This window comes from Agromyces chromiiresistens (genome assembly GCF_029167465.1).
Classification (GTDB): Bacteria; Actinomycetota; Actinomycetes; order Actinomycetales; family Microbacteriaceae; genus Agromyces; species Agromyces chromiiresistens.
Genome location: NZ_JARFNL010000004.1, coordinates 791821 through 817897, shown reverse-complemented (window position 1 = coordinate 817897; position 26077 = coordinate 791821). Strand labels below are relative to the sequence as shown.

Sequence of the window (26077 nt, the reverse complement as noted above, 5' to 3'; positions counted from 1 at the left end):
CGGCGGCGGGGCCACCGGCTCGAACGCGATGAGGGGTGGATGCCTCACGGCTTCCACCCCTCACGGAGCCCCTCAGACGTGCTACTTCTCGACGACCGTCAGCGGGATACGCCCCTCGCTCCCGAGTCCGGAGGTGAGGACGACGTCGTAGGCCCCGGGCTCGACCGACTTTGGCACGCGCCACTTCACCATCGCGGTGCCGTTCCCATCGGCCACGAGCCTGTCGATCTCGACCTCCGACCCGTTGCCGCGAAGGGTCAGGGCGATCTGCGCGCCGACAGGCAGCTCTGTCGCCGTGATGGTCACCTTCTTGCCGGCCCGCACCTCGTCGTCCGACAGCTGCAGGGCTCCGACGGCGACGGGGGGCTCGTAGACGTCGACTCGGAACGGCACCGTCTGCGAGAGGCCTTCAGGACCGGTCACGGTCACGGTCGCCGAGGCGCCGGTATCAGCACCGAGAACGTGGGTGCCGGTCACGTCGAAGACCGTCGCAGCGTCTGCACCTGCCGCATCGGCCCCGCTGATCACACCGTCGGTGACGGCACCGTCGGGCCAGGTGATCGTCGCCTGGAGCTGCGCCAGCGGTACGCTCGGGCTCGCGATCCGTGCGACCACGCCGGCGACCTCGCCGCTCTCCACCTGCGGGACTTCGCGCCCGACGACCGCGGTCTGCCACGGGATCTCAGGATCAGCCCAGAAGTTGCCCCCGAGCAGCTGGAGCCGAGCGCCATGCGAGCCGGCTCGCTGCGCGAACGTCTCGAACGAGGAGCTGTCGAACTGCGTCGCCCACCCCTTGTCGGCGATGCCGAGCGTGCGGGGCCACGCCATGTACTCGAGGTCCTCGCCGCCTCGACGGAATGTCTCGCCCCATGCGGCAGCCTCCACACCCTGCACGTCGGCCTCGGTCAGCCCGAACGAGGCGTTCAGATTCTTGCGCGTGGTGGCATCGATCACCGCGGTCGGGTCCCACGCGTACTGGTACTTGGTCGAGTAGATCGGTTCACGGAATCCGAGCGGCGCGCCGGGGAACTTGTAGTCCATGTACGCGTGGTTGACCGGAGAGAGGATGACCGGGCGCCCCTCGAACCAACCCTTTGCGAGATGGTTCTTCCGGTCCGCCCAGTACTGGTGCACGGCGTCCTTCGACGTGCCGGCCTGGGGCATCGGCGTCCAGCCGATGATCTTCTTGCCGTTGTCGGCGGCGACCTGCTCGACCATTCGGATGAATTCGCCGTACTGCGTCGTCGTGATGCCCTCGACTTCGTCGGCGCCGACGTGAATGTACTCACCGGGTGTGAGCTCGGCGACCTCGCGGATGACGTCGGAGATGAATCGGGTCACCTCGGGCTTGCCGACGCACAGCGAATTGGTCGAGATGCCGCCGGTCGTGCGGATCGGGATGATTCGCTCCTGGCAGTCGAGCACGGGGTACGACGAAAGTGCGGCATCGGAGTGGCCGGGAACGTCGATCTCGGGAACGACGTCGATCTGACGGGCGGACGCGTACGCGACGATGTCCCGGAAGTCGTCCTTCGTGTAGAACCCGGACTGGCCGCCCGCCATCGACGACGACGCGCCGTGCGCGGTGAGGTTCGGCCAGGAGTCGATCTGGATGCGCCAGCCCTGGTCGTCGGTCAGATGGATGTGCAGGCGGTTCATCTTCACCAGCGACATCTGGTCGACGAGGGCTTTCACGGCGTCGACGGTGAGGAAGTTGCGGGCCGGATCGATCATCAGGCCACGCTGAGCGAAGCGGGGATAGTCCACGATCTCAGTGGCGGCGACGCTCCACGCCTGGACGACGTCGCTGTCGTCGCCGAGCGCCCAGACCGGCAGCAGTTGCAGCAGCGTGCGGGTTCCGTTCCACGCGCCGCGCAACTCGCTCGCGGTGATCTGCACGCCCGTCGGCGCCGACACGAGGCGGTACGCCTCGGCCTTCTGATACTGCTGCTCCGCGCCGGACGCGGGGTCGCCCTGGACCAGCACGATGTCGCCGTCCGCGGCGCCCGCCTCCACGATCGGCAACTCGAAGCCGGTGCTCGCGCGCAGCGTGTCGGCGAGGAGCCCCGCCGCCTCGGAGAAGGCCGCCGGGCTCACGATGCGGCTGTCCTCGGTGATCTCGTACGGCGCGCCCTCGGCGTCGGCCCGTGACACGGGCTGCGGGGTGATGTCACCGGTGGGCGGCAGCTCCGGGGCGGGCTTCTGGGCTCCCCAGACCTCGAAGGCGAACAGCGAGTAGCCGTAGATGCCCGCCGTCTCGACGCCCTGCATACGCACGAACTTCCACGCCTCTGCGGTGTCGACGACGATGCTCTGCGCGCCCGCCCCTGTTGCGGCGCCATCGTGCACCGTGGTCCACGAGGTGCCGTCGTTCGACACCTGCAGGAGGTACTTCTTGCCGTAGGCCGCCTCCCAGTTGAGGACGACCGTGTGGATGCGCGATGCCTCGGCGAGCTCGACCTGAATCCAGTCGGCCGTGTTGTCGTAGATCGGCGCCGTGCGCGTGTACTTCGATCCCCAGCGAGTGGTCGAGTCTCCGTCGATCGCGTTCGCGGCGACGAAGCGGTCGTCGTAGAACGACTTCGCCGTCGCCCTGCCGTCGCGGGCCAGGTCGCGCGCCTCTCCGGGGGGCGTGTCCGAAGGCTGGTTCCAGACCTGGAACGAGTACAGCGAGAGACCGTACTTCGTCGCCGTGGCCTGCGACACGACGCGCACGAACGACCATGCGTCGGAGGTGTCGACCACCTCCTCCTGCACGAGGTGGCCGCCGGCTGCCTGACCGGTCGGCGTGGTCACCCGGCGGAGACTCGTCCACGTCGCCCCGTCGTTCGACACCTGGATCTCGTAGTCGGTCGAGTAGGCCGCCTCCCAGTCGAGCACGACCTTCAGGATGTAGGTCGGCTCGGCGAGCTCGATCTGAGCCCACTCCCCCGTCACGTCGTACGTGTCACTGGGGCTGGTACGGGTGTACCGCGAGCCCCAGCGCGTCGTGGAGTCGCCGTCATTCATTCGAGCAGGCTCGAAGCTGCCGCTCAGCGTGTACGTCGAACGGGCCGTCGCCGTGCCCTCGCGGGCGACATCCCGGCTCGCCGCCGCGGAGGCGGGACCAGCGGCGAAGACCAACCCGCTCACGGTGACGACCAACGCGATCAGCGCGGCGATGCCACGACGGAGGGCGGGCGGGCGGCGGCGGCGGTCTCGGAGGCGGGCGTCGTTGCTCATCTTCATCTCCGTCGAGAAAGTTTGTTGACCATCTAAAGAAAGTAATTGAGAGGACACTAGCGCCCCGCGCGTCATTCGACAAGGCCCATGCCGCCGCCGCTCGCCGGACCGAGACACATCTCGGCGACGATGGTGGCGCACGCACACGCCTCGAGCTCTGCATGATCGCCGGAGGAGGGTGCGGAGCCATCGCCGGAGGCACGATCATCGGCCTGGCAATGGAGGAGATCGCCGGTCGCATTCTGCGAGTCGACGTGTGTGTCGGTTGCTGTGCGTAGGCTCGCATCGTGCCCGACCTCGACGATGTGCGCCGCGCCGCCGCCCGGCTGCCGGGCAGCGAAGAGCGGGCGACGACCGGCGGCGCGGCCTGGTTCGTGCGCGGCAAGCTCTACGCGTGGGAGTGCCACCCGTGGCCGAGCATTCCCGACGACCTGCGCGAGATCATCGCGGCCGAGCTCGTGGTCGGGGTGAAGGTCGCCGATCCGGTCGATGCGCTGGCCCTCCGCGAGATGGCGCCAGACGTCTTCCTCGGCCCGACCACCCGGTGGGGCGAGCCGAAGATCGCGTTCCGCATGGCGCACATCGACGCCGACCACCTCGCCGAGCTCGTGACCGAGGCGTGGCGCGTGCAGGCTCCGAAGTACCTGCGGCGCGAGTTCTTCGGCGACGACGCGTAGTCGAGCCCCGCGGGGAGCTGACTCCTCCGAGAGCTCCAGTCGTTGTCTTGGGTGAACTCCGTGCGGGATCGATCAGCCGAGCGGGACGCGGAAGTAGAGATCCCAGTGCAGTTTGCATCCGGGGTTGAACGGCGCCGCGCAGGACGGACATGCGTGCGCGTCCGCATACTCGGCGATGGTCAGCAATGTTCCGCACACCCCGCAGAGCACCGCCCGTTCCTGAAATTCCTCGGTCCGCCACTGGGCAGCCGGATGATCAACGGCCTCGCTGTGACAGAGATGACAGGGATAGAAGTCGCCGCAGCACGCGAACTCGATGGCGATGACGTCGAGATCGGTTCGGTAGTGAACGCAGCGGGTTTCAGCATCGACGACCGCCCCGCGCACCAGCGGCCTCACGGCGACCCCGAACCGTGTTCGAGCTCGTCGGCGTCTGGCCGCACGTCCTCGATGTAGCGTCCGCCGATCGTGGCGATTCCGAAGGTGGCGGGCTTGCCTCGCAATCGGAGGATCACTTCGACGATCATCATGGTGCACATCGTCAGGGTGCCGAGGATCCATACGACGACCGTCACCCACATCGGCGGGTACACCCAGTCGGGTGCGCCGAAGATGACGCCGAAGACGATGATCTCGAGCAGGATGAGCGCAAGTCCGATGAGGAACACCGCGCCCGACACCAGATAGATCGACCGCGCGGGGTCGCCCTTGTAGATGAGTTGGAAGCGGGGGCGCCTCACGGGCGCGCGGTTGACCGCGGCTGCGGCTCGCTTCGTCCGCTTCTTGCGACGACGAGCATTCGATCTCCCCACAACTCCCTCTCCTCGATCGGCGTGCGGCCGTCGGACTCGACCCGAGTCCCGCGTCGAACCTACCGTGGCGAGCCTCCTCGAACGTACGCCGACGTTGAATCCCCCTGCGTCCGTCGCCGTGCGCCAGAAGAGGTGGATGCCTCGCGGCATCCACCTCTCATGCGAACGCTGGACGGCCTAGAAGTCCCAGTCCTCGTCTTCGGTGACCACGGCCTTGCCGATCACGTACGACGACCCCGACCCGCTGAAGAAGTCGTGGTTCTCGTCGGCGTTCGGCGAGAGCGCCGAGAGGATCGCCGGGTTCACGTCGGTGACGGTCTTCGGGAACATCGGCTCGTAGCCGAGGTTCATGAGGGCCTTGTTGGCGTTGTAGTGCAGGAACTTCTTGACGTCTTCGGTCAGGCCGACGCCGTCGTAGAGGTCTTGCGTGTACTGCACCTCGTTGTCGTAGAGCTCGTAGAGCAGCGAGAACGTGTAGTCCTTGAGGTCGTCGCGCGTGGCCTGGTCGACCAGCTCGAGGCCCTTCTGGAACTTGTAGCCGATGTAGTACCCGTGCACGGCCTCGTCGCGGATGATGAGGCGGATGAGGTCGGCCGTGTTGGTGAGCTTCGCACGGCTCGACCAGTACATCGGCAGGTAGAAGCCCGAGTAGAACAGGAAGCTCTCGAGCAGCGTCGAGGCGACCTTGCGCTTCAGGGGTTCGTCGCCACGGTAGTACTCCATGACGATCGCGGCCTTCTTCTGCAGGTTCTCGTTGTCGACCGACCAGCGGAAGGCATCGTCGATCTCCTTCGTCGAGCACAGCGTCGAGAAGATCGACGAGTAGCTCTTCGCGTGCACCGACTCCATGAACGCGATGTTCGTGTAGACCGCCTCTTCGTGCGGGGTGATCGCGTCGGGGATGAGCGAGACCGCACCGACCGTGCCCTGGATCGTGTCGAGCAGCGTGAGGCCGGTGAACACCCGCATCGTCAGCGTCTGCTCGTCGGGCGTCAGCGTGTTCCACGACTGGATGTCGTTCGACAGCGGCACCTTCTCGGGCAGCCAGAAGTTGTTCACCAGGCGGTTCCAGACCTCGAGGTCCTTGTCGTCCTGGATGCGGTTCCAGTTGATGGCGTTGACGTGGTCGACGAGCTTGAGCTTGCCGCCGGTGTGCGCCGGGTCGTTGCCGGCCGCGTTGACCGGATCGGTGAGGGTCATGTCGGTTCCTTCGAGAAGAGGGGTTGGATGTCGCGGGGCCGGTGGTCTCGATACGCTTCGCTACTCGACCGACCGAGCAATGCTCAGAGCATGCAGCTGACGCACTCGTCCAGGTTCGTGCCCTCGAGCGCGAGCTGACGCAGGCGGATGTAGTAGATCGTCTTGATCCCCTTCTTCCATGCGTAGATCTGCGCCTTGTTGATGTCGCGGGTCGTCGCCGTGTCCTTGAAGAAGAGCGTGAGCGAGAGGCCCTGGTCGACGTGCTGCGTCGCCGCGGCGTAGGTGTCGATGACCTTCTCGTAGCCGATCTCGTACGCGTCCTGGTAGTACTCGAGGTTGTCGTTCGTCATGAACGCCGCCGGGTAGTAGACGCGCCCGAGCTTGCCCTCTTTCCGGATCTCGATCTTCGAGGCGATCGGGTGGATCGACGCCGTCGAGTTGTTGATGTACGAGATCGAGCCGGTCGGCGGCACCGCCTGCAGGTTCTGGTTGTAGATGCCGTGCTCCTGGATCGAGGCCTTGAGCTCGAGCCAGTCCTGCTGCGTCGGGATGTGCACGCCGGCGTCGGCGAAGAGCTGCGTGACCTTCGCCGTCTCGGGCACCCACGCGGCATCCGTGTACTTGTCGAAGAACTCGCCCGATGCGTACTTCGAGTCGGCGAAGCCGTCGAAGACCTCACCGCGCTCGATCGCGATCCGGTTCGACGCGCGCAGCGCGTGGAACAGCACCGTGTAGAAGTAGATGTTCGTGAAGTCGATGCCCTCTTCGGAGCCGTAGAAGATGCGCTCACGGGCGAGGTAGCCGTGCAGGTTCATCTGGCCGAGGCCGATGGCGTGGGACTTGTCGTTGCCGTCCTCGACCGAGCGCACCGAGGTGATGTGGCTCTGGTTCGACACCGACGTCAGGCCGCGGATCGCGGTCTCGACGGTCTTGCCGAAGTCGGGCGAGTCCATCGTGAGCGCGATGTTCAGCGAACCCAGGTTGCAGGAGATGTCCTTGCCGATCTCCTTGTACGAGAGGTCCTCGTTGTAGGTCGTCGGCGTGTTCACCTGCAGGATCTCGCTGCAGAGGTTCGACATGTTGATGCGGCCCTTGATCGGGTTCGCCTTGTTCACCGTGTCTTCGAACACGATGTACGGGTAGCCCGACTCGAACTGGATCTCGGCGATCGTCTGGAAGAAGTCGCGCGCGTTGATCTTCGTCTTCTTGATGCGCGGGTTGTCGACCATCTCGCGGTAGTGCTCGGTGATCGGCACATCGCCGAACGGCTTGCCGTAGACCTTCTCGACGTCGTAGGGCGAGAAGAGGTACATGTCCTCGTTGTTCTTCGCGAGCTCGAACGTGATGTCGGGCACGACGACGCCGAGCGACAGCGTCTTGATGCGGATCTTCTCGTCGGCGTTCTCGCGCTTCGTGTCGAGGAACCGCATGATGTCGGGGTGGTGCGCGCTGAGGTACACCGCACCGGCGCCCTGGCGGGCACCGAGCTGGTTCGCGTAGCTGAACGAGTCCTCGAGCAGCTTCATGACGGGGATGATGCCCGACGACTGGTTCTCGATCTGCTTGATCGGGGCGCCCGACTCGCGGATGTTCGAGAGCAGCAGTGCCACGCCGCCGCCGCGCTTCGACAGCTGCAGGGCCGAGTTGATGCCGCGGGCGATCGACTCCATGTTGTCTTCGATGCGCAGCAGGAAGCACGAGACGAGCTCGCCGCGCTGCGCCTTGCCCGTGTTGAGGAAGGTCGGCGTGGCCGGCTGGAAGCGGCCGCCGATGATCTCTTCCACCAGGTCGATCGCGAGCTGCTCGTCGCCCTGCGCGAGCCCGAGCGCGGTCATGACGACGCGGTCCTCGAAGCGCTCGAGGTAGCGCTTGCCGTCGAACGTCTTGAGCGTGTAGCTCGTGTAGTACTTGAACGCCCCGAGGAACGTCTCGAAGCGGAACTTCTTCGAGTAGGCGAGGTCGTTGAGCTTCTGGATGAACTCGAACGAGTACTGCTCGAGCACCTGGGGCTCGTAGTACTCCTTCTCGACGAGGTAGTCGAGCCGTTCCTTCAGCGAGTGGAAGAAGACCGTGTTCTGGTTGACGTGCTGCAGGAAGTACTCGCGCGCCGCCTCGCGGTCTTTGTCGAACTGGATCTCGCCGTTCGGACCGTACAGGTTCAGCATCGCGTTGAGCGAGTGATAGTCCATCGCCGTGCGCGGGGCCTCCATGAGCGCTACGCCGTCTGCTGCAGTTGACTTGACCAAAATGCGTCCAATCCATCGTCGACGGCGCGAACGTCGTCAGGGGTTCCGAATACTTCGAAGCGGTAGAGGTGCGGCACCTTGCACTTCGCGGCGATGATGTCGCCGGCGAGGCAGTAGGCCGACCCGAAATTGGTGTTGCCGGCGCTGATCACGCCGCGGATGAGCGCGCGATTGCGCTCGTCGTTGAGGAACTTGATGACCTGCTTCGGCACGGCGCCCTTGCCGTCGCCTCCGCCGTAGGTCGGGACGACGAGCACGAACGGCTCGTCGGCGTGCAGTGCCTCGTCGCGGGCGTGCAGCGGAATGCGCTCGGCCGGGCGGCCGAGCTTCTCGATGAAGCGCTTCGTGTTGCCCGAGACGCTCGAGAAGTAGACCAGGTTCGTCATGATCGTCTCCCTTCGCGGTTCCGGTTCACTCCCCCGAGCTCACCGGACGCGACTAGGCGAGACGGGCGGCGAGCTCGTCGATCTTGTCGGGGCGGAAGCCCGACCAGTGGTCTTCGTCGGTGATGACGACCGGGGCCTGCAGGTAGCCGAGCTCCTTGACCTGCGCGAGCGCGCTCTCGTCGACAGAAAGGTCGAGCACTTCGTACTCGATGCCCTTGCTGTCGAGGGCGCGATACGTCGCGTTGCACTGGACGCAAGAAGGCTTGGTGTAGACCGTGACCGTCATTGTTTTCCCCTCGTTCTCGGGCCCTGGAGGAGCCCGTCCCCCGTGTTGCTATTTGGTACTTCAATACTACATCTAGTGTCTGCCGAACTGAACCGCCACAACATGCTGTAGTTACATTCGTGTAGTTATCCACGGGGTTTTCCACCGGTTGTGAACAACCGAAGTCGCGATGATCGGCCTGTTTCCGGGCTTCGGCGCGAGGTTCTCCACAGCTGTGCCGAATCGAGATTTCTCGACTGTGGATGAATCCCCGGCGTGTCGCGCTGCACGACACTTTGGGGCCTTTCGGCACCGATACCCCTACATATGGTGTTGTGCCTCCACCATGCCACCGACCACCGACATCGGGCCGGCGACGCGCGCGCGTCTCGAGCCCGACTCATGAATTCCGTCGACCGGCGTCATGATCCGGCCGCGGGCGCATCTCTTCAGTAGGGACGGTACTCGGCGTCCCCCCAAGCGACGAGCCGGGTACCGTCCCGCCTTCATCGCCCGCGTCGGCGCATCGTCGCCGCGACCGGTGGAGTCGACCGGCCCCGCGGCGTAGCCTGTGCGCGAGCATGGGAGGCCGCATGACCGAGTTCGTGACCTCAGCCGACGGCACGCGCATCGCCTTCGACCGAGCAGGCTACGGGCCGCCCGTGATCCTCGTCGGCGGAGCGATGCAGTATCGCGCATTCGACCCGACGACGGTCGCAATGGCCGCGGCCCTCGCCGCCCACGGCTTCGACGTCGTGAACTTCGACCGGCGCGGGCGCGGTGAGAGTCCCGCCGCTCCCCCGATCACCCTCGCCCAGACCGTCGACGACCTGCGGGCGATCACCGACGAACTGCGACGCGATGCCATCGCCGACGACGTCGCACTGTTCGGCAACTCCTCCGGCGGCGCGATCGCGTTGGCCGCGGCCGCGGCGGGCCTGCCCGTCTCGAAGCTCGTGCTGTTCGAGGTGCCGCTCGACGAGGAGCTCGGCGGTCAGGGCGACGAGTTCCTCGCGGGCCTCCGCGAGCGGATCGCGGCCGGCGACCCCGCCGCCGTCATCGAGCACTACATGGCGGACATGCCGCCCGAATGGCTCGCCGGCGCGAAGCAGAGCCCCGCATGGCCGCTCATGCTCGAGCTCGGTCCGAGCCTCGAACCCGACGCCGAGTCGCTCGCCTGGAGCCAGTCGGCACCGCGCGCCGAACTGTGGCGGGGCGTCACCGCGCCCACGCTCGCCCTCGTCGGCGAGGAGACCCTGCCGATCATGACCGCCGCTGCCGCCTCGATCGTCGCGTCGATGCCGAACGCCGAGTCGCGCAGCATGCCCGCCGTGAACCACGCGTGGGAGCCGTCGACGATGGCGCTCGCGATCGCCGGGTTCCTCGTCGGCTGACCCGCATCGCGGATGCCTCGGGGCCGGCCCCGAGGCATCCGCCGTGTTCGATGGTTCAGGCCCTGGCGGCCTTCGCCGCCGCCTTCATCGCCTGCTTGTGGGCGCGCACCTTCGCCAGCGACTCGGGGCTCACGATGTCGGCGACCGACGAGAACGAGCCCTCGTCGCCGTAGGCGCCCGCCGCCTCGCGCCAGCCCGGCGCCTCGAGGCCGCACTGCTTGCCGAGGAGGGCCAGGAAGATCTTCGCCTTCTGCTCGCCGAAGCCCGGCAGCGCCTTCAGGCGCTTCAGCACCTCGGCGCCCGACGGGTCGCCCTGCGTCCAGACGGCGGCGGCGTCGCCGCCCCACTCGTCGCGCACCGCGGCGGCGAGCGCCTGCACCCGCCCGGCCATCGAGCCGGGGTACCGGTGCACCGCGGGAGTCTGCCGGAACACCTCGACGAGCGCATCGGGGTCGGTCGCGGCGATCGCCGCGGGCTCGATCGTGCCGAGCCGCTCGCGGATCTTGGCCGGGCCCGAGAACGCCGTCTCCATCGCGACCTGCTGGTCGAGCAGCATGCCCGTGAGCAGCGCGAACGCGTCGGTCGAGAGCAGTTCGTCGGCGGCCGGGTCGTCGGTGATGTGCAGAGCCATGCGATCCATCCTCGCACCGGGGGCCACGAGCGGCCACCGGGATGCGGATGTCGGCGCCCGGTGCTGGAATGGGGGTCGAGCCCGCAGCCCGCGTCGCGAGACCCGAGATCCTTCAACGATTCAGCATCACCGACGATCAACGGAGAAGAGCCATGGCCATCGAGATGGACGTCAAGATCGAACTCATCCACGTGCCCGTCACCGACGTCGACCGCGCGAAGGCGTTCTACGCCGACCGGTGCGGCTTCAACGTCGACTACGACCAGCGCGTGAGCGAGACCCTGCGCTTCGTGCAGATCACCCCACCCGGTTCGGCGTGCTCGATCGCCATCGGCGAGGGCATGGGCGCGACGATCGAGCCCGGCAGGCTCGACGTGATCCAGGCGGTGATCCCCGACGCCGACGCCGCCCTCGCCCAGCTGCGCGCCGCCGGCGTCGACGCGCAGGGCGTCGACGAGCAGCCGTGGGGCCGGTTCGTCACGTTCGCCGACCCCGACGGCAACAAGTGGACGCTGCAGCAGCTGCCCGAGTGGTCGCAGCAGGCGCGGGCCGAGTGACCCCGGCGCGGCCGGGTCGCCGCCGACGGCCCGCCGCCCGCGCATGACGACGGCCCCCGCTCCCGAAGGAGCGAGGGCCGCCGTCAGTGCGTCGTCGTCCGGAGCGGTCAGCCCGCCTGGTTGACGATGTCGAGGAGGTTCGGGTTGTTGGCGTACGCCTCGGCCGCGTTCTCCTTGGTCACGATGACCGGGTCGAGCAGGTACGCGGGAACGACCTTCACGCCGTTGTCGTACTGCTCGGTGTCGTTGACGTCGACCTCTTCGCCGGCCTGGAGCTGCTTGATCATGTTGATCGTCTGCTCCACGAGGAGGGTCGTGTCCTTGTTGATGGTCGAGTACTGCTCACCGGCCATGATCGACTTCACCGACTCGACCTCGGAGTCCTGACCGGTGACGGTCACCTTCGAGACGTCCTTGCCGGCCTGCTTGATCGAGGTGAGGATCGCGCGGGCGAGGTTGTCGTTCGGCGAGAGCACGCCGTCGATGTTCGCCGACGCGTAGTTCGCCGCGAGCAGCGAGTCCATGCGGCTCTGCGCGTTCTCGGCCTCCCAGCCCTGCGTCGCGGTCTGCGCGATGTCGGTCTGGCCCGAGGTCACCACGAGGGTGCCGTCGTCGATCTTCGGCTGCAGCACCTCCATCGCGCCGTTGAAGAACACGGCCGAGTTCGCGTCGTCGGGCGAGCCGCTGAAGAGCTCGATGTTGTACGGCGCCTCGTGGCCCGAACGTGCGGCGAGACCGTCGAGCAGGGCCTGGCCCTGCAGCTGGCCGACCTTGAAGTTGTCGAACGCGACGTAGTAGTCGACGTTCGGCGTGTTCTCGATGAGCCGGTCGTAGGCGATGATCTTGACGCCCGCGTCGGCGGCCTGCTGCAGCTGCGTGCCGAGCTGCTTGCCGTCCTTCGCGCCGATGACGATGACCTTCGCGCCGTTGGTGACCATGGCCGAGATCTGGTTCTGCTGCTCGGCGACGGTGTTCGAGGCCGGGGCGTACTGCACGTCGCCCTTGAAGCCGGCCTCCTTCAGGCCGTCCTCGAAGAGGCCGCCCGCGAGCACCCAGTTCTCACTGGTCTTGTCGGGCAGGGCCACGCCGATGGTCGAGTCGGCGGCGAAACCGGCCGAGGTGGTCTCGTCGCCGCCGCCCGACGAACCGCCGCGGTCGCCGGAGCAACCCGTCAGCGCGAGGGCTGCGATCGCGGCCACGGCGGTGGCTGCGAGAGTGAGCTTCTTCATTGATCAATCACTTTCTGGTTGGGATATTCGGACTTCTCTTGGAGGGGAAGGTCTCTGGGGCGGGCGAGGGTGCCCGTGGATGCCTCGGCGCGGCGCCGAGGCATCCGTTTCGTCACCGCGGCAGGTCGGCCGGCTGGGACGACTCGTTCGACACGTTGGTGGGGGCGACCGCAGGGGGTTCGGTGGGACCCTGCGACTCGAGCCTCGCCTTGCGGCGGTTCGACCAGATGCCGAAGATCGAGGCACCGCCCTGGCGCTTCGACCAGACGTCGACCGCGACCGCCAGCAGCAGCACGAGGCCCTTGATGATCTGCACGACGTCGGCGCCGGCGCCGATGAGCTGCAGGCCGTTGTTGAGGAAGGCCATGACGAGGCCACCGACGATCGACCCGATCACGGTGCCGATGCCGCCCGAGACCGCCGCGCCGCCGATGAACACGGCCGCGATCGCGTCGAGCTCCCAGCCGTTGCCGTCCTGCGGACCGGAGGCGGTCGAGCGGGCGACGAAGATCATGCCCGCGAGGGCGGCGAGCACCGACATGTTCATCATGACGAAGAAGTCGACTCTGCGGTCCTTCACGCCCGAGAGGGTCGCCGCGAGGCGGTTGCCGCCGACTGCGTAGATGTGGCGGCCGAAGATCGTGTTGTTCGTGATGAACGAGTACACGATCACGAGGACGACGAGGATGATGCCCGAGATCGGGAAGCTCGTGCCGGGGCGACCGGTCGCGAACAGCCACGCGGCCCAGAGGATGACGCCCGCGAGCACGACGACCTTGACGACGCTCACCCAGACGGGCGCCATCTCGGAGCCCAGCTTCTTCTGCGTACGGCGCAGGTGGATCTCGTTCCAGACGATCCAGGCGGCGCCCGCGAGGCCGAGCAGCATCGTGAGCACGTTGAAGTCGAGCGGCACCGAGAGCTCGGGCAGGTAGCCGGCGCCGATGAAGCTGAACTCCTGCGGCACCGGCGTCGTCGTCGACTGGCCGATGAACTGGTTGCCGCCTCGGAACACGAGCATGCCCGCCAATGTCACGATGAACGCCGGTACCCCGACGAACGCGACCCAGAAGCCCTGCCACGCACCGATCGCGATGCCGACGGCGAGGCCGAGCAGGATGGCGAGCGGCCACGGCATGTTCCATTCGGCCATCGCCTTCGCCACGACGATGCCGGTGAACGCCGCGACCGAGCCGACCGACAGGTCGATGTGGCCCATGATGATGACCATCACCATGCCGATCGACAGGATCAGGATGTAGGAGTACTGGTTGACGACGTTGATCAGGTTCGTCGGCGAGAGCGTCAGCCCGTCGGTCCAGATCTGGAAGATCAGGATGATGACGATCAGGCTGCCGAGGATGCCGAACTGGCGCAGGCTCGACTGGCCGCCTCCGAAGACCTTCCGGATGTCGGAGAGGCCGCCCTTCTTCTGGGGGCTCGCAGGGGTGCTCGCGGTGCTCATGCGTTCGCCTTCTTCTTGGCCGAGGTCATGCTGCGCATGAGCGCCTCGGGGTTCGCCTCTGATGCGGGGATGTTGTCGGTGATCTGGCCTTCGAAGACCGTGTAGATGCGGTCGGCTATGCCGAGCAGTTCGGGCAGCTCGCTCGAGATGAGGATGACGCCCTTGCCCTGCGCCGCGAGCGCCTGGATGATCGTGTAGATCTCGTACTTGGCGCCGACGTCGATGCCGCGGGTCGGCTCGTCGAGGATGAGCAGGTCGGGGTCGGTGAACATCCACTTCGCCAGCACGACCTTCTGCTGGTTGCCGCCCGAGAGCTTCGAGACGCCGACGTCGACGCTCGGGGTCTTGATGCGCAGCTGCTTGCGGTACTCCTCCGCGATGCCGAACTCCTGCGAGTCGTCGACGACGCCGCGCTTCGAGATTTTGGAGAGCTTCGCCGCGACGATCGACCGCTTGATCGTGTCGAGCAGGTTGAGGCCGAGCTGCTTGCGGTCCTCACTCACGTAGGCCAGGCCGTGCTCGATCGCCGACTCGACGTCCTTCAGGACGATCTCCTTGCCGTCCTTCACGATCGTGCCGGCGAGGTAGTTGCCGTACGAGCGGCCGAAGATGCTCATCGCGAGCTCGGTCCGGCCGGCGCCCATGAGGCCCGCGAGGCCGACGATCTCGCCGCGGCGCACGTTGAAGCTCGAGCCCTTCGCGACGAGGCGCTCGGGCACCTGCGGGTGCTGGATCGTCCAGTCCTTCACCTCGAAGAACACGTCGCCGATGTGCGGGGTGCGGTCGGGGAACCGGCTCTCGAGGGAGCGGCCGACCATGCCGCGGATGATGCGGTCCTCATCGACGCCGCCGGCCTTCACGTCGAGAGTCTCGATCGTGTGGCCGTCTCGGATGATCGTGATCTCGTCGGCGATCTCCTCGATCTCGTTGAGCTTGTGGGAGATCATGATCGAGGTGATCCCCTTGCCCTTGAGGCCGCGGATCAGGTCGAGCAGGTGCTCGGAGTCGTCCTCGTTGAGCGCCGCCGTCGGCTCGTCGAGGATGAGGAGCTTCACGTCCTTCGCGAGCGCCTTCGCGATCTCGACGAGCTGCTGCTTGCCGACGCCGAGGTGCTTGATCTGGGTGTCGGGGTCCTCCTCGAGGCCGACGCGGGCGAGCAGGTCGAGGGCGCGGATCTTGGCCTCGGCCCAGTCGATGCGGCCGCGCTTGGCGATCTCGTTGCCGAGGAAGATGTTCTCGGTGATCGACAGCTCGGGGATGAGCGCGAGCTCCTGGTGGATGATCGCGATGCCGGCCGCCTCGCTGGCGCGGATGTCCTTGAACTGCACCTCCTCGCCACGGAAGTAGATCTCGCCCGTGTAGGTGCCGTGCGGGTAGACGCCTGAGAGCACCTTCATGAGCGTCGACTTGCCGGCGCCGTTCTCACCGCAGATCGCGTGGATCTCGGCCGGCATCACGGTGAGGGTGACCTCGGAGAGCGCCTTGACGCCGGGGAATTCCTTCGTGATGGAGCGCATCTCGAGGATCGGCTGCGCGCTCATCGGCGGCCTGCCGGTGCTGCGGTCATCGTCGACGGGTTCATCACGACCTCTGTGTCAGGATCCAGGACTCGATGTGACTCGTGTGACCGTTCACATCGGAACCAATGGTGCATCCGAGATCGGCCGGTGTCAAGCGGGGCCCCGGACGGGGGTCAGACCCGCGACCGTCGGCCCGGCGCGCCCCCCGTGGCGTCCCCCGCCGCGCGGACGACGGGCGCCTCGGCCGTCGAGCCCCGGACGACGAGCCGGGGCACGACCTGCTCGACCTCGAGCACCCGCTCGCCGTGCACCTGGTTCAGGAGCAGCGCCACCGCGCGCCGGCCGGTCTCGCGGTAGTCCTGGTAGACCGTGGTCAGCGGCGGCCACACGTGCTGCGCGACCGGGATGTCGTCGAACCCGACGACGCTGATGTCGCCCGGCACGTCGAGGCCCATGTCGCGCACGGCATGCATGAAGCCGATCGCCATCTGGTCGTTGGCCGCGAACACCGCGGTGAAGTCGCGATGCCGCAGCAGCTCGCGCCCCGCGAAGTAGCCGAAGTCCGCGCTCCAGTCGCCGAGGATCGGCGGGCGCAGGTCGAGGTCGGCGTCGCCGATGGCGTCGAGGAACCCGCGCATCCGCGCCTCGGCCTCGATCCAGTCCTGCGGGCCCGCGAGGTGCACGATCTGGCGGTGGCCGAGGTTGATCAGGTGCTGCGTCGCGCGACGGGCGCCGGTGACCTGGTCGACCGACAGCGCGAGGTGGTCGCTGCGCCCCGTGGACTGCAGGCTCACGAACGGCACGCCCACCGGCGAGGCGGCCAGCACCTCGAAGACGCGCACCTGCGGCGCGATCACGACGAGCCCCTCGATCGCCTGCAGCATCAGGTGCTCGAGCGCGTCGGCGATGCCCTCGGCGGACTGGTCGGCGATGTTCGCGGTGTTGACGTAGTAGCCGTGCTCGCGCGCCGCGTCCTCGATCGCGGCGATGCTCGTCGCCGGGCCGTACTCGGTGCTCGTCGAGGCGAGCACGCCGATCGTGTGCGAGCGGCTCGTGACGAGCGCGCGGGCCGCCCGATTCGGCCGGTACTGCAGCGTCTCCATCGCGGCGAGCACGCGCTCGCGGGTCTCGGGCCGGATGCTCGGGTGATCGTTCAGCACCCGCGAGACCGTCTGGTGCGAGACCTCGGCCAGGCGCGCGACATCGCGGATGCTGGGCGCCCGCCCCTTGGGTGTCTCAGGATTCACTGCCAGACCGTTCTGGAACCGATGTGCACGGTCACATCGAAGCTGGTTCCATTATGCACACCCGGCCGCGTCGCGGACAGGCGAATCATGTGACAGTCACATGGCGGGGTCGAATCGTATCGACTTCCGGTGGTCGTCGCGCCGCGGCATCCTCGTCGCCGGGGTCGCGCTCTCATGGCCCCGTGGCACCCGGGGCAGGAGGACGCTTACGAGGCCCCGGATGCCTCGGGTCGGACCCTCGGCGCGAGCAGCAGCGCGACGACGGCGATGACGAGCGTGACGGCGAAGTCGGCCGAGAAGCCGCCGACGACGACCGCGCTCGAGACGAGCGCGGTGACCGCGAGCGCGACCGACGCGCCGAGCGATTCGGCGATCGAGAGGGCCGCGCTGTTGAAGCCCTGCTCCGACACCTTCGACATGCCGAGCACCGAGACCGAGTGACGCGGGTACATGAAGCCCATCGCGCCGCCCGCGAGCGTCCACGCGACGAAGGCGACCGCGGGCGGCAGGTGGAACGCGGCCACGGCGAGCACGACGGCGAGCGCCACCACGAGCAGGCCCGAGCCGATCAGGACGGCCCGGGCGTTCGAGACGCGGTCGCCGAGGCGGCCCTGCAGCCACGAGGCGGCGGCCCAGCTGATGCCGGCACCGGTGAGCACGGCTCCGGCCGCGCTCGCACTGAACTCGTAGTCCTCCATCAGCAGGTAGGGCAGGTAGATCTCGCTGCCGAAGAACGCACCGGCGACGACGAAGCGCGACAGCACGGTCGCGGGAAGCCCGCGAGCGGCGCGGACCGCGCCGGCCGGCAGCAGCGGCCGCACCGCCACGACGACGAGCACGATCGCGACGGCGGCGACGATCCAGCGCCACGGGTCGCCGAACTCCTTCGCGAGCGAGATCCCGAGGGCGCCGACCGCGGTGAGCACGGCCCAGCCCACGCGGCCGAGGCTCCACGGCACCGACGGGTCGCCGGCGATCTCGCCGCGCACCCGGAGGATCGGCGGGAGGATCATGGCCGCCGCCGGGACGAGCAGGCCGATCACTCCGAGGAAGACCCAGTGCCAGCTCCAGGTCTCGGCGATCACGCCCGCGACCGCCGGCCCGACCATCGACGGGATGACCCACGCCGCCGCGAATCCGGCGAAGACGCGGGCGCGCAGCGCCTCGGGATACACCCGCGCGACGATGACGTAGAGCGGCACGATCACGGCGGCGCCCGACAGGCCGTGCACGAACCGGCCCACGATGAGCACGTTCATGTCGGTCGCGGTGCCCGCGATGACGAGTCCGACGACGAAGAGCCCCGCGGCCGTCACGAGCGACGGCAGCGGGCCCGAGCGGTCGGTCCAGTTGCCGGCGATGACCATGCCGATGATGCCCGCGGCGAGCGGCACCGCGAATGCGAGCGCGTAGAGCGCCTCGCCGTGCAGGTCGCTCGCGACGAGCGGCATGATCGTCGTGACCGCCATGGCCTCGAACGCCGCGAGGAAGATGAGCGCGAACATGCCGATCGACAGCCACCGGTACGGCGGGGACAGCGGGCTGCGGGCCTCGATCGGCGTGGCCGCCGGTGCGTCGATCTCCCCGTTCTCGCGGGTCGGCATCGGGGTCTCGGCGGTCGGATCACTCACCCGGTCGAGCCTACGACCTCAAGGGCACTTGAACTCAAGCCGCGGCGTGCCGACGCGCCGGGGACGGCACGCCCATGCCCGTGCGGCGGGCGGTCACCAGGTCGACGGCGCCCGGACCACGAGGCGCATCGGCAGCGACACGCGCTCGGGGGCGCGGGACCGATCGATCAGCCGCGTCATCGCGAGCCCGGCGGCTCGCCGGCCGAGGGCGTCGACATCCCCCGCGACCACCGTGATGCCGAGCACGCGAGCCCACTCGACGTCGTCGAATCCGACCAGCGTCGGGCGGGCGGCACGGTCGCGGGTGGCGAGTTCCTCGACCGCGCCGAGCAGGATGCGGTTGTTGCCGGCGACGATCGCCGTGGGCGGCTCGCGGAGTGCGAGCAGCTCGGCGGTCTGGGCGCGTGCCGATGCCACGTCGTGCGCGTCGGTGCGCAGCAGTGCGCGCCAGTGCGACACCGCGCCCTCGTCGAGGACGTCGCCCATGCCGGCCAGGCGCTCGACGTGGGTGGGCAGCCAGCTGTAGTCGCCGATGAACGCGATCCGCCGATGGCCCGCCCCACGGAGATGCTGTGCGGCGATCCGGCCGCCCGCCCGGTTGTCGAACACGACCGAGTCGGCGTCGAGGTGCTCTGCCGGGCGGTCGACGAACACGACCGGGATGCCGCGGGCCTGCAGGCGCGCGTACTCGGAGTGGTCGGGCATGGCGGACACGACGATCAGCGCCTTCGTCTTGCGATCGGCGAGATCCTGCACCGTCCGTCGTTCCTGCTCGGCCGACTCGCGCGAGTTCGCGACCGCGAGGTGGATCCCGTGCGGCCGCAGCTCGTCCTCGACGGCCTGCGCGAGTGCCGAGTAGAACGGGTTGCTGAAGTCGCCGGTGACCAGCCCGATCGAGTCGGCCAGGCGTCCGCTCGCGAGCAGGCTCGCCGCGGTGTTGCGCTGGTAGTCGAGCTCGCGCGCGGCCGCGAGCACCCGGGCGAGCGTCGCCTCGCTGACGTAGGACTCTCCCCCGAGGGCCCGCGACGCCGTCTTCAGGCTGACGCCGGCGCGCTCCGCGACCTGCGCGAGCGTCGCGCGAGCCGCGGGCGACGCGGGCGGCCCCGCTGGTGATTCCATGGCGCTCCTCGTGACCGATCGGTAGGCCCATTCTCCCGGTCCGGAGCGATCCGTCCACTCGTGGCACTCGGGTGCACCACGGTCTTCCGGACGGGACGGCAACCGTGGTAGCTTCCATCAGTGTATGACAGCGGTGTCATAACTTCGCAGTGCAGCGAGAGGGAGCGACGGTGAAGCAATTCATCCGGTCGGGCAACGCCCGCCGAACGCGGGCGACCGCAACAGCAGTGATCACGTTGGCGATGGCCGCGGCGGCGTTGACGCCGATCTCGGCCGCAGCGGCGCCCGGGGAGGTGACGTTCCAGTCCTCCTTCGAGGCGGGCGACGCCGTTCCGGCCCTCGCCGGAACCGGCGAGTCGGTGAACGTCAGCGGCGATCGCAACGTGCCCGGCAGCCTGCTGCCGCAGGTGGCGGCGGTCACCGCCTCGGGCGAGAACCCGCCCAACGAGACCGCCGGCAACCTCGCCGACGGCAATCCCGGATCGAAGTGGCTGGTCTTCAGCGCCACCGGCTGGGCGCAGTACGAACTGGCCGAGGCGCAGCCGATGGAGGCCTACACGCTCACCTCCGGCAACGACGCGCCCGAGCGAGATCCCCGCGACTTCCGCGTCCTCGGCTCGAACGACGGGTCCGACTGGACCGTCGTCGACACGCGCAGCGGCGAGTCGTTCTCCGCGCGCGGGCAGACCCGGAGTTTCGCGCTCGCCGCCCCGAGCGCCCCGTATCGCTACTACCGCCTCGACATCACCGCGAACCACTCGGGCGGCCTCATCCAGCTCGCCGGCTGGGAGCCGATCTCCGACGCCGACGCCGAGCCCGTCGCCTCCGACCTCGCACTCGAGGTCGACTCGGGCCCGACGAGCTCGTACACCGCGAAGACCAACGTCGGCTTCTCGGGCACGCACGCCCTCCGCTACGCCGGCAGCCACCTCGGCGCCGGGCCCGCGGCGTCGACGTCGGTGCTCTACGACGACCTCGACATCGCCATCCAGGCCGACAGCCGACTCTCGTACACCGTCTTCCCCGTGCTCGACTCGGGGCAGACGTACGCATCGACGTTCGTCGCCGTCGACCTCGTGCTCGACGACGGCACGACCCTCGCCGCCGCCGACCTGACCGACACGTACGGCTACGGCGCCGACGCGCGCTCGCAGGGTCTCGCGAACGTGCTCTGGCCCGACCAGTGGAACAAGGTGACCGTCGACCTCGGCTCGCTCGCCGGACGCACCGTCACCGGCGTCCTGCTCGACTACGACCACCCGGGCGACGGCGTCACCGGCGTCGAGACGCCTGCCGCCGGCACGACCGTCCTCGGATGGCTCGACGACATCAGCATCGAGGAGGCCGAGCCGCTCGACACCGCAGCCGGTCTCGTCTCCTACGTCGACACGCGCCGCGGCACGAACTCCACCGGCGGGTTCTCACGCGGCAACAACATCCCGGCGGTCGGCTGGCCGAACGGCTTCAACTTCATCACCCCGATGACGAACGCCGACAACACCGGCACGATCTACCAGTACCAGGGCGCCAACACCGCGCAGAACCTCCCGGCACTGGAGGGCATCGGCTTCTCGCACCAGCCGAGCATCTGGATGGGCGACCGCAACCAGCTCGCCGTCCTGCCCGCGGTGGGTGCGAACCCCACCTCGACGCTCGACGACCGGCGCCTCACGTTCCACCACGAGAACGAGCTCGCGCGGCCCGACGTCTACGGGGTCGAGTTCGACAACGGGATCACGACCGAGGTCACCGCGACCGATCACGGCGCCATCTACCGGTTCGGCTTCACCGGGGACCGGAACTCGGTGATCGTCGACCAGCTGGTGAACTCCTCCAAGCTCACGATCACCGGCGACACGGTCACCGGCTGGGTCGACGGCGGCTCCGGCTGGCCGGGCCGCACCCGCATGTTCGTGTACGGCACCTTCGACGCCCGGCCGACGACGGCCGGGCCGACGACGCAGGGCAATCGCAACGGCAGCGCACGCTTCGCCGCCTTCGACACCTCGGGCGACCGCACCGTCGAGCTGCGCATCGCATCGTCGTTCATCTCGCAGGAGCAGGCGCAGCGCAACCACGGGCTCGAGCTCGACGGTGTCTCGTTCGAAGACGCCCACTCCGCCGTGCAGCAGGCCTGGAACGACCGCCTCGGCGTCATCCACGACGTCGAGGGGGCGACCGAGACGCAGCTCGTGACCCTGTACTCGAGCCTCTACCGCCTGAACCTCTACCCGAACTCGCAGTTCGAGAACGTCGGCACGGCCGGCGACCCCGAGTACCGGTACGCGAGCCCCGTGTCGGCCACGACCGGCTCGGCGACCGACACCACGACCAACGCGAAGATCGTCGACGGAAAGATCTTCGTCAACAACGGGTTCTGGGACACGTACCGGACGGCGTGGCCGCTCTACTCGCTGCTCTACCCCGACGTCACCGAGGACCTCGTCGACGGCTTCGTTCAGCAGTACCGCGACGGCGGATGGATCGCCCGCTGGTCGTCGCCCGGCTACGCCGACCTCATGACCGGCACGAGCTCGGACGTCGCCTTCGCCGAGGCCTACCTCGCGGGCGCCCTCGACACCGAGACCGCGCTCGAGGCCTACGACGCCGCGGTGAAGAACGCCACGGTGCTCCCCGTGTCGAACGCCGTCGGCCGCAAGGGCCTCGCGCAGTCGATCTTCCTCGGCTACACCGAGGAGAGCACCCACGAGAGTGCGTCGTGGGGCCTCGAGGGCTTCATCAACGACTTCGGCATCGGCGAGATGGCGGCGGCGCTCGCCGACGACCCGAACACGCCGGCCGACCGCGTCGAGCGGCTCCTCGAGGAGGCCGACTACTTCGCGGCACGTGCCGGCCACTACGCCGAGATGTTCAACCCGGAGGCCGGAACCTTCACCGCCCGCAACGCCGACGGCACCTGGCCGGTCGGCGCCGACTTCGACCAGAAGGCCTGGGGCGGCGCGTTCACCGAGGCGAGCGCGAAGACCTTCGGCTTCCACGCGCCGCACGACGTCGCGGGGCTCGCCGCGCTGTACGGCGGGCGGCAGGGGCTGATCGACGAGCTCGACGAGTTCCTCACGGTCCGCGAGAAGGCCGACTACTCCGGCATCCACGAGGCGCGGGAGGCGCGCGACGTGCGGCTCGGCATGCTCGGCATGTCGAACCAGGTCGCCCACCACATCCCGTACGTGCTCGCCGAGGCGGGCGACCCCGCCGAGGCGCAGGCGCTGATCCGCGACATCCAGCAGCGGCTCTTCGTCGGCTCCGACATCGGCCAGGGCTACCCCGGCGACGAGGACAACGGCGAATTCTCGGCCTGGTACGTCTTCTCGGCCCTCGGCCTCTACCCGCTCGAGGTGGGATCGGGCGACTACACGATCGGCACGCCGCTGTTCGATCGCGCCACGCTCCGCATCGGCGACCGCGACCTCGTGATCTCGGCCCCCGGCGCCTCCGCGGGCAAGACGTACGTCTCCGGGGTCTCGCTCAACGGCGCGCCGATCGACGAGACCACCCTCGACGGCGACCTGCTGCGCGACGGGGGCGAGCTCGAGTTCGCGATGAGCGACGAGCCGAGCGACTGGGCGGCGAAGGACCTCGGCGAGGAGCTCGACGTTCCGCGCACCCTGGTCGACGCCACCAAGGTCGGCCGCGGCACGCTCTCGGCGGGCGACGCGACCTCGACCGCCGCGCTCGTCGACGACAGCATGAACACGACGACGACCTTCGACTCGGGCAGCGCCGAACTGACCTGGACGTCGCAGTCCGGGCCGGTCACGGTCGGCCAGTACACGCTGACGGGCGCCGCGCTCGACACCGCACCCGCGGCGTGGACCCTCTCGGGCTCGACCGACGGGGAGAACTGGACCGAGCTCGACCACCGCGACGGCGAGGCCTTCGACTGGCCGACCCAGACGCGCCCGTTCTCCACCGACGCCGATGGCGTGTTCACGAGCCTCCGGCTCGACGTGGAGTCCGGCGGCGGCCCGCTGACCCTCTCGGAGGTCGAGCTGTTCGCCTCGGCCGGCACGGCCGAGGGCCTGACGGTCAGTCCGGCGGCGGCGCAGTCGGTCGCGGTCGGCACCGAGTTCACGGGCGCCGTCGCGACGATCGTCGGCACCGAGACCTCCGCCTCCGGGTACCAGGTCACCGTCGACTACGGCGACGGCACCGGCCCGGTCGAGTCGACGCTCACCCGCGACGACCTCGGCGGCTGGCGCGTCTCGGCACCGCACACCTTCGCGGCCCCCGGCGTGTACACGGCCGCGGTGATCGTGCAGGACTCGACCGGGGCCGTCGCCTCGGCGGCCTCGAACGTCGCGGTCGCCCGTGACGAGTCCCTGGTCGGCTCGTTCGGCTCCGTCTGCATCGGCGACCTCGGCACGACGGCCGCGAACTGCGACGGCCAGGGCTTCGGGTACTTCCGCGACAAGCTCGCCGCCGACGGCTTCGTGCAGGGCTCGACCCTCGCGATCCCCGGCACCGAGCTGACCTACGACCTCCCCGCGGTGGCGGCCGGCGAGGCCGACAACATCACGGGCGAGGGGCAGACCGTGCGCATCGACCTCGGCACCGGCGCGACGCAGCTCGCGTTCGTCGGCACGGCGACCGAGAGCGCGCGCCAGCCCGAGGCGGTGCTGCACTTCACCGACGGCACGTCGCAGACCGTGCAGATCTCGTTCGGCGACTGGGTCGGTGCCTCCGGCAACCCGGCCTTCGGCAACACCGTGCTCGCGATCTCGGAGGGCCGGCTCTCCGGTACCGCGGCGGAGTCGCAGGTCAAGAACACCGCGATCTACGCGACGGCGCCGATCACGATCGACACCGATGCCGATGGTGCCCCGAAGTTGGTCGAGTCGCTGACGATGCCCACCGAGGAGGGCACGCTCAGGGACGGCCGGGTGCACGTGTTCGCCGTCGCCTCCGACGGCGACCGCTCCGCAGCGACGCCGCTCGAGGTGCAGCCGCAGGCGGTCGACGCGCAGGTCGCGGGCGAGCCGTTCGAGGCGACGCTCGCGACCACGACGGGCGGTGCGCCCGACCAGACGGCCATCGTCAACTGGGGCGACGGCACCTCGGTGTCGTCGGTGCCGGTGGTCGGGGGCGACGTCGTCGGCGAGCACACCTACGCCGTCGCCGGCGAGTACACGGTCTCCGTGACGGTGGACGACGGCATCCGATCAGCGACGACCACGCTCGAGATCGTCGTGGAAGAGCCCGCGCCCGTGTACACGCCAGAGATCGCGGTCGAACCGACCCAGTCGGCTCCGGGCGGCACGATCCGCATCACCGGCGACGGGTTCGCCCCCGGCGAGTCCGTCGAACTCCGGTTCGCCGACGGTGCGCCGGTGCAGACGACCGCGAGCGGCGAGGGCGCGATCGATGCCGAGCTCACCGTCCCGGGCGACGTCGTCGACGGCGAGTACCCGGTGACGGCCGTCGGAGCCGTTTCGGCGGTCGAGGCGTCGGCCACGCTCACCGTGCTCACGCCCGCGGTGGCCACCACCGTGACGCTCGGCTCCGATGCCGCCGAGCCGGTGGCGGGCGACCTCGTGCCGTTCACCGCCACCGTCGCGCCGGCCGAGGCCGGGGGGTTGGTGGAGCTGCTCGAGGGCGACGTCGTCGTCGGCACCGCGACCGTCACGGCGGGCACGGCGACCGTGGACGTGCGTGTGGAGACCTCGGGCACCCACACCTACACGGCGCGCTTCACCCCGGACAACCCGGGAGCCTACCTCGGGTCGGTCTCGGAGCCGTTCTCGATCGAGGTCGGCGACGCCCCGGTGGCCGAGGCCGAGCTCGTGCTGGGCGACGACCACGTCGTCCAGGGCGGAACGCTCCAGATCACCGGCCGCGGCTTCGGCCCGGGAGAACTCGTGACGGTCAGGCTGCACTCGGAGCCGATCCGGATCGCTGAGATCACCGCCGACGAGGAGGGCGCATTCGAGGCCGTGGTCACCATCCCGGCGACCGCGGAGCTCGGCGACCACACCCTCATCGCCGAGGGCGCCACCTCGGGCCTGAGCGCCCAGGCGACGCTGACGGTCACGCGCGCGACCGTCGAGGTCCCGACCATCGCCGTCGGTGCACCGAACAAGCTGCTCGCGAAGTCGGGGTCGACGATCCGGTTCGTGGCGAAGGTCGTCGCGCTCGACGGCAGCTCGCCGCTGGGCACGTTCACGGTGTACGACGGCGACGACGTGATCGCCGAGGTCCCGGTGACCGCGGCGGCCGACGGCAGCGTGAGCGTGAAGCTGCCGAAGCTGGGTGCCGGGCTCCATCTCGTGCACGGCGAGTTCACGGGCGACGGCGGATTCGGCGATTCGGGGACCGTGACGGTGCCGCTGATCCTCTGGTGACGCTTCGGCCCGGTGGCCCCGTCGGGGTCACCGGGCCGGACACCGTCGAGCACCTGCGGGATGCCGCGGCCGGGCGCCGGTCGCGGCATCCCGCTTCGCTGCCCGAGTCTGCGGAGG

General features: G+C 68.8%; 18 protein-coding genes. 4 read left to right on the top strand and 14 right to left on the bottom strand.

Annotation, left to right across the window (positions count from 1 at the left end):
* Nucleotides 1-81: 81 nt before the first annotated feature.
* Nucleotides 82-3222, bottom strand: coding sequence for a family 20 glycosylhydrolase (locus PX701_RS11120; protein WP_275506299.1), 3141 nt, complete (start codon nucleotides 3220-3222; stop codon nucleotides 82-84).
* A gap of 287 nt (nucleotides 3223-3509) precedes the next feature.
* Here PX701_RS11120 and PX701_RS11115 point away from each other — a divergent pair, with 287 nt between their 5' ends.
* A complete protein-coding gene (locus tag PX701_RS11115) occupies nucleotides 3510-3899 on the top strand; it encodes an MmcQ/YjbR family DNA-binding protein (protein WP_275506298.1) in 390 nt (129 codons plus the stop codon).
* Nucleotides 3900-3971: 72 nt separating this feature from the next.
* Here PX701_RS11115 and PX701_RS11110 read toward each other — a convergent pair whose 3' ends face one another.
* The 6 genes from PX701_RS11110 to nrdH all read right to left on the bottom strand — a co-directional run bounded on the left by PX701_RS11110 (nucleotide 3972) and on the right by nrdH (nucleotide 8829).
* Complete coding sequence (locus PX701_RS11110; protein WP_231432026.1) at nucleotides 3972-4298, bottom strand: CHY zinc finger protein; 327 nt, start codon at nucleotides 4296-4298, stop codon at nucleotides 3972-3974.
* A complete protein-coding gene (locus PX701_RS11105; protein ID WP_231432027.1) occupies nucleotides 4295-4639 on the bottom strand; it encodes a hypothetical protein in 345 nt (114 codons plus the stop codon). Before PX701_RS11105 ends, PX701_RS11110 begins: the two co-directional genes overlap by 4 nt.
* Nucleotides 4640-4888: 249 nt before the next feature.
* Nucleotides 4889-5911, bottom strand: a complete 1023-nt coding sequence (gene nrdF, locus PX701_RS11100; RefSeq protein ID WP_231432028.1) for a class 1b ribonucleoside-diphosphate reductase subunit beta — start codon at nucleotides 5909-5911, stop codon at nucleotides 4889-4891.
* Between the two features lie 83 nt (nucleotides 5912-5994).
* Nucleotides 5995-8121: a class 1b ribonucleoside-diphosphate reductase subunit alpha gene (gene nrdE, locus PX701_RS11095; protein WP_231432029.1), complete on the bottom strand. Its 2127-nt coding sequence runs from the start codon at nucleotides 8119-8121 to the stop codon at nucleotides 5995-5997.
* Between the two features lie 5 nt (nucleotides 8122-8126).
* The gene (nrdI, locus tag PX701_RS11090) at nucleotides 8127-8543 is read right to left on the bottom strand and encodes a class Ib ribonucleoside-diphosphate reductase assembly flavoprotein NrdI (protein ID WP_231432030.1); all 417 of its coding nucleotides are present in this window, start codon (nucleotides 8541-8543) and stop codon (nucleotides 8127-8129) included.
* Nucleotides 8544-8595: 52 nt separating this feature from the next.
* Nucleotides 8596-8829: a glutaredoxin-like protein NrdH gene (gene nrdH, locus PX701_RS11085; protein WP_231432031.1), complete on the bottom strand. Its 234-nt coding sequence runs from the start codon at nucleotides 8827-8829 to the stop codon at nucleotides 8596-8598.
* A 572-nt stretch (nucleotides 8830-9401) separates the two neighbouring features.
* Between nrdH and PX701_RS11080 the strand changes: the two genes are divergently transcribed.
* The gene (locus tag PX701_RS11080; RefSeq protein ID WP_275506297.1) at nucleotides 9402-10202 is read left to right on the top strand and encodes an alpha/beta fold hydrolase; all 801 of its coding nucleotides are present in this window, start codon (nucleotides 9402-9404) and stop codon (nucleotides 10200-10202) included.
* 55 nt (nucleotides 10203-10257) lie between these two features.
* On the opposite strand, the gene PX701_RS11075 is transcribed toward PX701_RS11080, so the two are convergent.
* Nucleotides 10258-10842: an HhH-GPD-type base excision DNA repair protein gene (locus PX701_RS11075; protein WP_231432033.1), complete on the bottom strand. Its 585-nt coding sequence runs from the start codon at nucleotides 10840-10842 to the stop codon at nucleotides 10258-10260.
* Between the two features lie 155 nt (nucleotides 10843-10997).
* On the opposite strand from PX701_RS11075, the gene PX701_RS11070 reads away from it, so the two are divergent.
* Nucleotides 10998-11390 carry a glyoxalase superfamily protein gene (locus PX701_RS11070; protein ID WP_231432391.1) on the top strand — a complete coding sequence of 131 codons (393 nt, stop codon included), beginning with the start codon at nucleotides 10998-11000 and terminating at the stop codon, nucleotides 11388-11390.
* Between the two features lie 107 nt (nucleotides 11391-11497).
* Here the strand turns inward: PX701_RS11070 and PX701_RS11065 are convergent, their stop codons facing one another.
* The 6 genes from PX701_RS11065 to PX701_RS11040 form a co-directional block, all read right to left on the bottom strand.
* Nucleotides 11498-12619: a substrate-binding domain-containing protein gene (locus PX701_RS11065; protein ID WP_231432034.1), complete on the bottom strand. Its 1122-nt coding sequence runs from the start codon at nucleotides 12617-12619 to the stop codon at nucleotides 11498-11500.
* A 112-nt stretch (nucleotides 12620-12731) separates the two neighbouring features.
* A complete protein-coding gene (gene mmsB / locus PX701_RS11060) occupies nucleotides 12732-14084 on the bottom strand; it encodes a multiple monosaccharide ABC transporter permease (protein WP_231432035.1) in 1353 nt (450 codons plus the stop codon).
* Nucleotides 14081-15625, bottom strand: coding sequence for a multiple monosaccharide ABC transporter ATP-binding protein (gene mmsA, locus PX701_RS11055; RefSeq protein ID WP_231432036.1), 1545 nt, complete (start codon nucleotides 15623-15625; stop codon nucleotides 14081-14083). The genes mmsB and mmsA overlap by 4 nt, the downstream gene beginning before the upstream one ends.
* Before the next feature lie 152 nt (nucleotides 15626-15777).
* Nucleotides 15778-16851, bottom strand: coding sequence for a LacI family DNA-binding transcriptional regulator (locus PX701_RS11050; protein WP_231432037.1), 1074 nt, complete (start codon nucleotides 16849-16851; stop codon nucleotides 15778-15780).
* A gap of 206 nt (nucleotides 16852-17057) precedes the next feature.
* Complete coding sequence (locus PX701_RS11045; protein WP_275506296.1) at nucleotides 17058-18482, bottom strand: MFS transporter; 1425 nt, start codon at nucleotides 18480-18482, stop codon at nucleotides 17058-17060.
* A gap of 93 nt (nucleotides 18483-18575) precedes the next feature.
* Nucleotides 18576-19601: a LacI family DNA-binding transcriptional regulator gene (locus tag PX701_RS11040; RefSeq protein WP_275506295.1), complete on the bottom strand. Its 1026-nt coding sequence runs from the start codon at nucleotides 19599-19601 to the stop codon at nucleotides 18576-18578.
* Between the two features lie 170 nt (nucleotides 19602-19771).
* On the opposite strand from PX701_RS11040, the gene PX701_RS11035 reads away from it, so the two are divergent.
* On the top strand, nucleotides 19772-25960 hold the full coding sequence (locus PX701_RS11035; RefSeq protein WP_275506294.1) for a GH92 family glycosyl hydrolase: 6189 nt from the start codon (nucleotides 19772-19774) through the stop codon (nucleotides 25958-25960).
* The last annotated feature ends 117 nt before the right edge of the window (nucleotides 25961-26077 follow it).